Source organism: Pseudomonas sp. Marseille-QA0332 (assembly GCF_054950175.1).
The window spans coordinates 62,630-74,368 of sequence record NZ_CM143106.1 but is presented as its reverse complement, the minus strand read 5'-3'; the positions used below and the strand labels follow the sequence as shown (position 1 = coordinate 74,368).

8 protein-coding genes are annotated in these 11,739 nt (G+C 61.7%); 1 reads left to right on the top strand and 7 read right to left on the bottom strand.

What is annotated here, in order from left to right; translation table 11 throughout:
• Nucleotide 1 precedes the first annotated feature (1 nt).
• Nucleotides 2–961: a glycosyltransferase gene (locus tag ACY8GK_RS00325; RefSeq protein ID WP_196179666.1), complete on the top strand. Its 960-nt coding sequence runs from the start codon at nt 2–4 to the stop codon at nt 959–961.
• A gap of 20 nt (nt 962–981) precedes the next feature.
• Here ACY8GK_RS00325 and ACY8GK_RS00320 read toward each other — a convergent pair whose 3' ends face one another.
• The 7 genes from ACY8GK_RS00320 to ACY8GK_RS00290 form a co-directional block, all read right to left on the bottom strand.
• Nucleotides 982–4,323 (bottom strand): rhamnan synthesis F family protein, encoded by a 3,342-nt coding sequence (locus ACY8GK_RS00320; RefSeq protein WP_462401984.1) that lies wholly within the window; start codon nt 4,321–4,323, stop codon nt 982–984.
• A gap of 170 nt (nt 4,324–4,493) precedes the next feature.
• On the bottom strand, nt 4,494–5,870 hold the full coding sequence (locus ACY8GK_RS00315) for an ABC transporter ATP-binding protein (RefSeq protein ID WP_196179664.1): 1,377 nt from the start codon (nt 5,868–5,870) through the stop codon (nt 4,494–4,496).
• Nucleotides 5,860–6,690 (bottom strand): ABC transporter permease, encoded by an 831-nt coding sequence (locus ACY8GK_RS00310; RefSeq protein WP_462401983.1) that lies wholly within the window; start codon nt 6,688–6,690, stop codon nt 5,860–5,862. The genes ACY8GK_RS00315 and ACY8GK_RS00310 overlap by 11 nt, the downstream gene beginning before the upstream one ends.
• Nucleotides 6,691–6,790: 100 nt before the next feature.
• A complete protein-coding gene (gene rfbC, locus ACY8GK_RS00305) occupies nt 6,791–7,336 on the bottom strand; it encodes a dTDP-4-dehydrorhamnose 3,5-epimerase (RefSeq protein WP_462401982.1) in 546 nt (181 codons plus the stop codon).
• 106 nt (nt 7,337–7,442) lie between these two features.
• On the bottom strand, nt 7,443–8,402 hold the full coding sequence (locus ACY8GK_RS00300) for a glycosyltransferase family 2 protein (protein WP_462401981.1): 960 nt from the start codon (nt 8,400–8,402) through the stop codon (nt 7,443–7,445).
• A 152-nt stretch (nt 8,403–8,554) separates the two neighbouring features.
• The gene (locus tag ACY8GK_RS00295; RefSeq protein ID WP_462401980.1) at nt 8,555–9,997 is read right to left on the bottom strand and encodes a mannose-1-phosphate guanylyltransferase/mannose-6-phosphate isomerase; all 1,443 of its coding nucleotides are present in this window, start codon (nt 9,995–9,997) and stop codon (nt 8,555–8,557) included.
• 241 nt (nt 9,998–10,238) lie between these two features.
• The gene (locus tag ACY8GK_RS00290) at nt 10,239–11,672 is read right to left on the bottom strand and encodes an MBL fold metallo-hydrolase RNA specificity domain-containing protein (protein WP_462401979.1); all 1,434 of its coding nucleotides are present in this window, start codon (nt 11,670–11,672) and stop codon (nt 10,239–10,241) included.
• Nucleotides 11,673–11,739: the final 67 nt, after the last annotated feature.

Below are 11,739 nucleotides of genomic sequence, written 5' to 3'. Positions count from 1 at the left end.
CATGACGCCAGCTACCCAAACCGCCGGCACGGCGCACGGGCCTGCCAAGGTTGCGGTACTGCTGGCAGCCTACAATGGGCGCGAATGGATAGAGGAGCAGTTGGCCTCCATCCTTGGCCAAGCGCAGGTCGACGTCGATGTCTACATTAGCGTCGACCCTTCCACCGATGGCACCGAGGCATGCTGCGCCGAATATGCATTGGCGCATCCGCATGTCACGCTGCTTCCCGCCTGTGGCCCGTTCAAGGGTGCCTCACGCAATTTCTTTCGCCTGATCAGGGACGTCGACCTGTCAGGCCATGACTACGTGGCGTTTTCCGACCAGGACGATGTGTGGCACGCCGACAAGCTACAGCGCGCGGTGAGCACGTTGCTTGCCAAGGCAGCCGATGGCTACTCGAGCAACGTCATGGCGTTCTGGCGTGACGGGCGGCGCCTGCTGGTGAACAAGGCGCAACCACAGGTGCGCTGGGATCATCTGTTCGAGGCGGCAGGCCCGGGTTGTACCTACGTGCTGAGCCGCAAACTCGCCGAGGATTTCAAGGCCATGTTGCTCGACAACTGGCAGCACGCCCAGCGTATCGATCTGCATGACTGGTTCTGCTATGCGTTCGCCCGCAGCCGAGGCTACAGGTGGTACATCGACCCTACGCCTGGGCTGGAGTACCGGCAGCATGAGCGCAACCAGGTAGGCGTGAACAACGGCCTGTCTTCGGCGCTGGTGCGCTGGCGCAAGATCAACGACGGCTGGTGGTTCGCCCAGGTCGAGCTTACCGCGCGTCTGCTGCAGATCCACAGCCCGTTCGTGACGCTGGAGGGGGACTCGGCCAGGATCAGCTCGCTGGCCAGGCTGGCTTGCAACGTGACCAGCTGCCGGCGGCGCACTCGTGATCGGGTGATGTTGTTCGTGGTGTGCGTCCTGAAAGGAGTAACCCGAGCCTTCCGGAGGCCTCGGCCGTAACGCCGAAGCCTCCATGCGCCTCAAACCACACCGCGACCGCAGTAGTGGTCATCCAGCATCACGTCGCCCAGCAACTTCAACTCGTCGGTCGAATGCTTGACGAAGAACTCGTCTGCCAGGGCCCGGCTGATTTCCAATGACGGCGCGAAGCTGGCCAGCAACGTCTGGCGAACCTGCACCGCATCCCTGGCGAACTGAATCACGCCATTGCGCAGTGCTTCCCTGAAGGCGTCGCCAGCGCGCTCCTGCGTAGACAGCTCGCGGTGCTGGGCCTGGATCTGGCCACCCTCGACCGTGGTGTACTTGACCACCTGCCCTTCACTGGAGCTGAGCAGCTTTTCCAGCTCGAAACTGCGCAGGTACATGATCGGAGCCGCCAGGCTGTGCTCGACGTTGTGCATCATGCAGCCACGAATGATGACGTCATGTTGCTCGGAGACCTTGAGCGAGCGCTCATCGGTGGCCAGGTAGTAGCCATGGATGTTCTGGCCAGTCAGCTTGCAGAGGTAGTTCTGGATGGTAGCCCCATAGCCAACGTCCACGACCGCCTGCTTCCGGCTTCCCATCAACCCCATGGAGTCCAGGTACCGCGTCAAGCCGGCGCGCTCCACTTGCGCCTGCTTGAAGATGGTGCCGGCCAGCTTCTCGAGCAGCGGCTTCAGGGTGTCCAGGTTGCCGTTGCGCACTTCCACGGTCGTTTCCCTGCCGATGCCGGTACCCGCCTGCAGCTCGCGCCATGTCGCGTCGTCCAGCTCCAGCCCGAAGCGCTCCAGCAGGTAGCTGGAGGCCGTGTTGGCGTAGTAGTCGCCCTTGGCGATGGCGAATACGTCGTCCAGCGTCTCGAGCAATGGCACGCTGCACGTGCGGCGCGAAACCACCAGGTACCTGGAAGGGGGCGCCTTGTCGAGGCCTTCGGCCCAGACATCGTAGACGGCCTTCATCAGTTGGCCTTCACGCGCCAGGAAGTGCAACTCACCCACTTCGTCGCGCTTGGCGTTGTCGATCAGCCATTGCGCCATGCCGGTCAGCATGGGGCCCACGAGGCTGTAGCCGATGTTGTAGGGCGTGGCATGGAACAGCGACCCGGCGTTCAGCTCGGGGTAGGACACCGCCGCGAAGTTATGCCTGAACAGCAGGCCCAGGGTCAGTTCGGCATTCAGGTCATGGGCGAACTCGTACTTCTCGACGATGCGGCGCAAGCGCGGCATGCCCCTGGCCATCTCTGTCGGACGCAGGATGTGCAACCCGACACAGCCTTTGTCGCACGGGATCTGCAGGTCGGAGCGCTCGTTGTCGCCAACCATGATGAACTCGTTGGGTTGCAGCCCGTAGACCTGCAGCACATGGTCATAGAGCGCCCCGGTATCCTTGCGCAGGCCTACTTCGTTCGACAGGTAGAACTCGGTCCAGCCGTGGATGCCGTTGGCGTTCAACGCCTGGACTATCAGCGACTTGGGCAGGAACATGTCGGACATCAACAGCACCGGCTTACCGGTCGCCTTGGCCTGCTCGAACAGCTCGACACCACCGCTGCGGGCGGTCAGCGAGCGGTATTCGATCTGCTCTTCGAGCTCGCGAATGGTCTGTACGTCGGCGTCGGGCAGCTTGGTGAGCTGCTGGAAGGTCTGGTAGATGTCGTGCAGGTCGACATCCTTGCCCTTGTGCTTGCGCGCTTCGGCTTCCGCGGCGACACGGCACTCGCCGAACAGCTTCGCCAGGGGTTCTGGCAAGTTGGCGGCCACGATGCGCTTGGTGGTCTCGGCATCAATGAGCGGACGTACCAGGAGCGTGTCGAAGATATCGAAACCGATGCACTTGATCACCGGATTGGCGAAATTCCCCACCATCCAGTCGAAAGGACGCGCCAGCAGCTGATCGAGCCGCCACGAAGACCAGGTCGGGTTCTGCATGTCCTTGATGATGCCGGCCTGCAGCCCCTGCTTGCGCGCGCTGAGCACGAGCAGCCGCTCCAGGCAGTGCGCGAAGGTACCGTCGGTCTGGCCCGCTTCCTCGATGAAATCCTCGATGGTGATGTTGGCGTTGAACAACGGCCGCAGCGCGTCGCCTCTGGCCCAGAACATGGAGCCCGCCGGGAAATCGAAGTAGCCCTGGGGTACCGGCGAGATACCCAGGCGTGCGCACCAGGCGGTGCCCATGCCCTTGTTGGCCAGCCAGGTGTTGGCCTGGCAGGGCACCGATTTGAAGTTCTGTGGATAGACGATGCCCTTGTCGCCTGCCAGCAGGGTGAAGATCCGGCGGATGGTGGTCGTGCTACCGAGCAGGTTGCCCGCCAGGTACTGACGCCAGCCTTCGGTGGCGCCTGCGTTGTACAGCGACTTCTTGCTGTGCAGGTGGGCCAGGTAATCGTAGCGACGCAGCGCTTCACCGAAGGTGCAGAACATCGGCGCGATGTCCCGGCCCCGGTTGTTGACGACCTGGAAGGTCTGCGCCTTGCAGTTTTCCAGCTTGTCGAACGCGGCGCGGCAGGCCGCTTCACCCGAGGCATCCTTCACCGACACATACAGGTCGTAGGCGAAGGGCATGTTGCTCAGGTAACCGGCGAACTCCGGAGCCAGGTCGTCGTAATACATGTGCAGGTGGATGGCGATGGTGCCCTCTACCTGCTCGGCCGGCAGGACGCCCTCCAGCGTGATCAGCGTGCTGTCGGTGACCTCGATGGGTGTCTGAGTGCCGTTCTTCCACATTTCGTAATGCGGGCTGCCACGGAACACGAACTCCAGGTTGCGATACCCCCAGTCCAGCACCGAGGTACGGTACTTGGGCGGCAGCGCCCAATACAACGGCTTGAGCTGCTCGAGCACGCGAGCGCGCAGGCCGCCAGCGACCAGCGGACGCTGCCCGCGAACCGCCCGCGAAAGCAGACGCAGGGGCGCGGTGGTTTTCCAGCTGGTGGATCGGTGAATCGCCTGGATGATGCCTGCGAACTCATCGGAGGCGCGCTTGGCCCGCTCGTTGCTCTGCGCCAGCTCCGCCCGCAGGCTGTCGATTTCGGCCTGGGCCTTGGCGAGCCGATCGCGCGCATCGAGCGCTTCGGCACGCAGGGCGTCGATCACTTCCAGCTGTTGCAAGGCGCTGTCCAGCGCCCTCTGGGTGTCGGCTGCCTGGTGCTCGATCTGCTGCCGGACCGCTTCGGCGTCGGCCAGCGCCCTCGTCATCTGGTCCTGCAACTGGTACCGAACGTTCTCGGCATCCGCCAGTTGGCCTTCGAGCCGATATCGCGTCTTGTCGGCCTCGATCAGCCGAGCTTGCAAGTGGCTCCGGCTCCCCTGCAATGCGGCGTTTTCTTCACGCAACGTGTCGAGCACACTGGCCTCCAGTGGGCGTTCTTGTGAATTGGTCAATTTTCTGGACTCCGGCGGCCGAGTGTTGGTGAAATCAGACTGCGCATTGGATGTTTCATCATGAAATGTCGGGAGCGAATCATGCCTCCTGGTGAAAGCCTCGACAACGAAGAGTCCGTTGCCGCAGCTTTCAAGACGAACCAGGCATGCGGGTATACGAACGCGTGCATCTACAGACCTGTCTCGCTATCGACAGTGAGCTTCGTTTCCAGCATGGGGATGCCGATCAGCCCTGACGCCGAAGGGTCGTGGCTCGAATGGAAGATGATGGCGTCGTGGACCCAATGGTGCGAGGTATGGTCTTGCTGGGTGCCATCGGCAACGGCTGCCTGGATCGAATAGTCGCCGTTGGCCAGCCACGGCATGGCGAACGTGAACTGCGCCTTGATCTCCTGCCCAGGCTCCGCGATCGGTGGCACACGATCTTCGATGCTCAGGGTGTTGCTGCCGAACAGGAACTGGCCGAGCCGGTCCTTGACGTAGAAACCCAGCACCGGGTGCTTGAGCACGGTGTAGGCGACCGCATGAATGGACAGCGTCACCACCTCGCCGCCCTTGAGCGCGCGGATATCGCTGCCGTCTTCCGCGGTGACGTTGACGTACTTGATTTCGGCACCGAGCGGGGCCGTCTGCGCGGACGCCTCGAGGTTGTGCTGGAACAGGCTCGAAGGCCCGGCGGGGGCGTAGCGATGCTCGCCGGCCCATATTTCACGAAGCTTCTTGGCCGCGGACGACGCCTGGGTCTGTTCCTGAAGTTGCTTGTCCTGCGTCGCCCCGAGAATGAAGTTCAGGTAGTGCTCGCAGGTCTGCTTGGCCTCGCCAAGCTCTTTCATCTGCCCGTCGGACAGCCAGAGCGCCTTGTCGCAGAGGGCGATCACGGACTTGCTGTCGTGGCTGACGAACAGCAGGGTCTTTTCTTCCTTGAACTTGCGCAGGAAGCGCATGCACTTCTGGGTGAAGATCGCGTCGCCAACGGCCAATGCTTCGTCGATGATCAGGATATCGGCATCGACATGCGCGATGGTGGCGAAGGCCAGACGCACGAACATGCCGCTGGAATAGGTCTTGACCGGCTGATCGATGAAATCCCTGATTTCGGAGAAATCCACGATATCGTCGAATCGCGCGTCGGTCTGCTCTTTGCTCAGACCATAGAAGGCCGCGCTGAGGTAGACGTTTTCCCGTCCGGTGAATTCCGGGTTGAAGCCGGCGCCCAGCTCCAACAGTGCCGCGACCCGGCCGAAGGTCTGGATATGGCCTTGGCTGGGGCTCAGCGTGCCGCAGATCAATTGCAGCAAGGTCGACTTGCCCGAGCCGTTACGACCGATGATGCCGAGCGTTTCACCTTTCCTGAGGGTAAAGGACACGTCCTTCAACGCCCAGAATTCGCGGCTGTAGGCTTTCGGCTGCATGCCCAGCGTCCGCTGCAGGCGAGGCATGATCGACTGCTTGAGTCGGTCCTGGGGCTTGTTGTAGATGTGATAGCACTTCGATACGGCGTTGACGACGATCGCTGCGTCTGCATCGTGCGAGGCGTTAGAGGACATCAGCGAACCCCTTTCTTGTTCTCTGGAACCATGCGCAGCCTAGCCAGGCGGTGACCAGGGCCATGAGCGAATAGCGGCCCAACCCCATCCAGTCTGGAAGATGACCCCAGATCAGGACCTCCCGGACCTGTTCGATGATGAAGGTCAGCGGGTTGGCTTCCATCAGGGGGCGCATCTCCACCGGCAGGGAACTGACCGGGAAGAACACCGGGGACAGGAACAGCATCACCATGGTGATGATGCCGATGGTCTGCCCGACGTCGCGCAGATAGACACCCAGCGATGCCAGGATCCAGGCCAGCCCCTGCACGAAAATGATGTAGGGGAGCACGACCAGCGGCACCAGCAGCATGGTGGCGTGGAATTCGCCATTGACGATGATGATGGCACACAGCAGCACCAACAGACTCACGCCGCTATGGAACAGCGCGGTACACATGGAGATGACGGGCAGTATCTCCAGCGGGAAGACGACCTTCTTGACGTAGTTGACGTTGGCCAGGATCAAGCTTGGCGCCCGGTTCAACACTTCGGCGAACAGGCCGTGCACGATCATGCCGGCGAACAGCAGAATGGCGAAATCACCTTTGCCTTCGTCCGGAGAAGTTGTCCAGCGCGCCTTGAACACTACGGAAAAAACGAATGTATAGACCGCCAGCATGAACAGTGGCGTCAGGAACGACCACAACAGCCCCATCACGGAGCCCTTGTAGCGGCCGACCACTTCTCGCCGTGCCATCTGCAGGATCAACCGGCGATATTGCCAAAGATTGCTGACCAGCGCCCACGGCGATATGGCAGCTTGCGAATGCGGATTCATCCAGTTACCTCGGTGCGTTAATCGAACTGTCCGTATGGCGGACGCCCACGCAAGCGACCGTCCTGTCGGGGGACGGCGCTAGGCTTGCGCGAGACTGGTTTCAAGCGAAGGTATCGGCATCCTGGAAGGTGCTGGCCTTCTGGTCTTTGGCCGACAGTGCGGGCTCACCATGGTATGGCCATTCGATGGCGATGGCCGGGTCATTCCACGCCAGGCTGCGCTCGTACTGGGGAGCGTAGTAATCGGTGGTCTTGTAGAGGAATTCGGCGCTTTCCGAGAGCACCACGAAGCCATGGGCGAAGCCTTCAGGCACCCACAGCTGGCGCTTGTTTTCAGCACTCAGGTGCACGCCTACCCATTTGCCGAAAGTGCTGGAGCTTCGGCGCAGGTCGACGGCCACGTCGAACACCTCGCCGTGCACCACCCGTACCAGCTTCCCTTGTGGCTGCTGGATCTGATAATGCAGGCCGCGAAGCACGCCTTTGACGGAGCGGGAATGGTTGTCCTGGACGAACGTCACAGGGCGTCCGGCCGCTTCCTCGAACACTTTCTGGTTGAAGCTTTCGAAGAAGAATCCACGGTCATCACCGAAGACCTGTGGCTCGAAGAGGATGACTTCTGGAATGTCTTGCTTTGTTGCTTTCATGTTATGTCAATCTCCGAAATGCTGATCGGGCAGCGCAGGCCGCCGCGAACAGCTCGACAAATGCTGCGCCTGCGGGGCAGGCGCGTTGAACCGGCGATGCCTGGTTTCAAATTCTGGCCAGAAATGCAGCGATCACGAGCGTGAGGTTCCCTACCAGGGTCTGGCGATACACACCTGACCGACGCAGCGCGCACAGACGGGACGAGAGGCCCGCGCGCCTACCAGACTCGAAGTCCGCCAGAATGGCGCGGTTCTCTTGGGTCAGCAGCGGAGCCATGGCCCGCAGGATCTGCACATTGGCGTCATTCCATTTCACGAAGCGGCCTGACAGCATTTTGCGCAGGCGCTTGAGCCGGTCTTTCAAACTGTTGTTGGCGCCGATGAGGTTGTCGCCATGCTGGCGATACTCGAGGCTTGCCTGCGGATCATAGATGACAGTGCCACCGCACCCTGTTACCAAAATGTAGGCAAGCCAATCGTGGGCGACGATGCTGGCGCCTTCCGGAAGCTGCATCAACACGTCGCGTGCTGCCTGATTGATGAGCATGGTATTGGCACCTGCCAGGCTTTGTACCAAGGCGTTCCGGAACGACGGCGGCCTCGAAAACAACGGCGAATAGCCAGCTGCGTTGCGTGCGCTATCGACAAGCTGGGTTCGGGAGCAATAAAGCGCCGGTTTTTCAGCCGGGGTTGTGACCAGGCAGGCAAGACTTCGTTCCAGCTTGTCACTGAACCAGACATCGTCCTGATCGCTGAAAGCATAGAAACGTCCCTTCACCGCTGGCCGCTTGAGCAATGAAATGAAGTTTTTCGCAAAGCCCTGGCCCGGACCATCGAATACCTGCAGGCGCTCCGCCCCCCAGCGTTGCTGATATTGAGCCAGTATCTGGCGCGTGGCATCCGTGGATCCGTCATCGGACACATACAGCTTCCAACTGCCGCATGTCTGGCTGGCGAACGACTCGAGCTGCTCCCGTAGAAACGCTTCACCGTTGTAGGTGCACATCAATATAGCGATATCGGCTTGTTCGACCAGGCTCGTAGCGCTTTGGTAGCCTTCAGCCATTTTCACGTCCTCGCCGTTGCCCCTCCTCGCATCCATGTCAGTCAGCCGGGATGTCATGAACTGCTTCGCTTGCCCAAGACCATATTTTACGTGTCGGGATTATCATCGTCTGCCCTGAACTTGCGCTGCGAGCGCGCCGAATGCAGCAGCGCTCATGCATCGCAGCGGCCATAGCTGTCTTCGAAGCGGACGATATCGTCTTCACCCAGGTATTCGCCGCTCTGTACCTCTATCAGTACCAGGTCGATGACACCTGGATTTCTCAGGCGATGCTTGTGGCCAGCACGGATGAAAGTGGACTCGTTGGTATTGAGCATCAGTTCCTGGCCATCGTTGACCACGACGGCCATGCCGCTGACGACGATCCAGTGTTCGCTACGATGGTGGTGCATCTGCAGCGACAGTGACGCTCTGGGCTTGACCACGATGCGCTTGATCTTGAAGCGATCGCCACTCTCCAGGATCGTGTAGGTCCCCCAGGGACGATGAACCGTGCGATGCAGCTGGTGCAGGGTGTGGCCCTTGCGCTTGAGCTGGCCGACGATGTGCTTGACGTCCTGGGCGTGGTCCTTGTGGGCGATCATCACCGCGTCGGCGGTATCGATCACCAGCAGGTCCTCGACGCCCACCAGGGCGGTCAGGCGGTCTTCGCTGTTGACGTAGTTGTTGCGCGAGCCGTGGGCCAGGACCTCGCCCTCGAAGCGATTGCCATCGCTATCGGCCGGCGTGAGCTCGCTGACGGCATTCCACGAGCCGATGTCGCTCCAACCCATGTCGCAAGGCACGGTTGCGACCCGGTCGGAGCGCTCCATGAGCGCATAGTCGATGGAAATATCCGGAACCTGGCTGAAACTTGCCGAATCGATTGCCAGGCAGCTGTACCCTTCGGCTTCGGCCAGGCGTGATTGACGCTTGGCTTCGATGCACGCCTGCAGCACATCCGGCGAGTGTTTCTCGAACTCCTCGAGAACGGTACCGACCCGAAAGCAGAACATGCCGGAGTTCCAGAAATAGTTGCCTGCCGCCACATAGGACTCAGCCGCTGCCAGGTTGGGCTTCTCGACGAAGCGGGCCACCTTGAGACCATGTTGCAGCTCGCCCTCGCGGCCTGCTTCGATGTAGCCGAAGCCTGTTTCCGGATATAGCGGCTTGATGCCGAAGGTCACCAGCCAGCCTTGGACCGACAGTTCGAGAGCCTTGGCCACGGCAGTGGCGAAGGCAGGTTCGTCCTGGATCAGATGGTCCGCGGGCAGCACCAGCATGTGCGCGTCGAGGCCATGGCTATCCTGGAGCTGCAAGGCTGCCATGGCGACCGCAGCAGCGGTGTTGCGACCAAACGGTTCGAGAATGAATGCCTGGGCATGACCCGCGGCACGCACGCCGCGGTATTCGTCTTCGGTCTTGAACAGCAGTTCGCGGTTGGTGACGGTAAGGACTTTGGAGACACCTGCGAGGTTCGAGGCCCGGAGAAATGTCTTTTGAATCAGGTTCTGGCCGTCAGGCAACGTCATGAAAGGCTTCGGGTGAGCCTCTCGTGAAACGGGCCACAAGCGGCTACCCACGCCACCTGACAAAATTACGGGTATCAAGTCCATATCTTTCGATCCTGCTGGCCATTTGCATGGCGCGTCATGAAACGCAAAGTACTTCGGCAACGACGGGCCACTTCGCACCTTGAACGTTCAAATTCCTTGCTGGTCATTCAGCTGCTGGGCTCAGGTAAAAGCGTACAGGCAGGCATACCCCAGAATCCGCGAAGCCCAAGAATATCAGAGAACCTTTCGGGAGGCTTGCTCGTGCAAGCTGCGCTGCCGCCCGCTTCGACCGCCACGAGACTCATTCGATCTCCAGGTCATAGGCTTTTTTCGCGTAGGCCTGACGCAGCCTTGTCGCCAGCGCCTGCCGCGCCCTTGCCTCGCCGTGAACCAGCCTGATGCGCGACGGCCAGCGCTGCATGCCGGTGACGAAGCCCAGCAACCCATCTTGATCGGCATGCCCGGAGTAGCCACCCACCGTCATGACCTTGGCACGGATGTCGTGCATCTGCCCGTCCAGGTCGATCTGGACGAAGCCCTCCGCCCCGGCGCTGGCCTGGATCACCGCGCCCGGCGTGCCCCTGGCCTGGTAGCCGATGAAGATGATCTCGTGGCGTGGATCTTCGAGCATGGCCTTGAGGTAGTTGACGATGCGTCCACCCGAGCACATGCCATTGCCGGCGATGACGATGGCCGGCTTGCCAGTGCTCTTGAGGTGGTTGACCACCTGTTGGTGGCGGGCGTGGCTGTCGATGGCGATCAGCTGGCGAAAGCCCAGTGGCTGGCGGCCGTCCTCCAGGCGCTGGGCGGCTTCGGCGTTCCAGTGGGCGTGCAGCTGGCGGTAGGCTTGGGTGATGCGCTGGGCCAGTGGCGAGTCGAGGATCACCGGCAGTTGCGACCAGTCGATGGCCTGCAGCGGGTCGCCGCTGGGGTCGCCCTGCCCTGTCGGCGCCAGGGCCTTGCGATGCAGGATATCCTCCAGGTCGTACAGCAGCTCCTGGGTGCGCCCCAGGCTGAAGGCCGGGATGAGGATGGTGCCGTGGTCGGCCAGGGCGCGATCGATCGCGGCCTCGAGGTCGTGCTGGCGGTTGTCGCGGTCGCCGTGCAGGCGGTCACCGTAAGTGCTTTCGAGCACCAGGATATCGGCTCGCTCGGGTGGCTGGGCACTGCGCAGCAGCGGATTGCCGGGGGCGCCGAGGTCACCGGAGAACACCACCCGGACGGCGTCGGCATCGGCGGCGTGGCGAACGTCGCATTCGACATAGGCCGAGCCGAGCAGGTGGCCGGCCCGTTGCAGGCGTATGCGGCAGTGCAGCCCGGGGCGGTCGACCAGCACATGCCAGTGGTCGAACGGCAGGGGCACCAGGCGCTCTTCGAGAAACGCCAGGTAGCGCGCGACATGCCGCGGCTGGTCGCTGATGGTCAGCCGGTAAGCGTCCTCCAATACCAGCGGCAGCAGTTTGGCCGACGGTTCGCTGCAGAAGATCGGGCCACGGTAGCCGGCGGCGAAGAGCGCGGGAATACGGCCGACATGGTCGAGGTGGACATGGGTGAGTACCAGCGCCTCGATACCATCGATGGCGAAGGGAATGCCAGTGTCGCCTGGCTGGCCTTGCCCCTCCTGCTCCAGGCCGCAGTCGATCAGCAGGCTGCTGGCATGGTCGAGGTGCAACTGGTGGCAGGACCCGGTGACCGTGTCGGCGCCGCCGTGATGGGACAGACTGGGATACTGCATGCGGTACGCACTCCATGGCAGATGAGTGCGTCATTAGCTCATGAGCGAAAGGCGGACCGAAATCGGA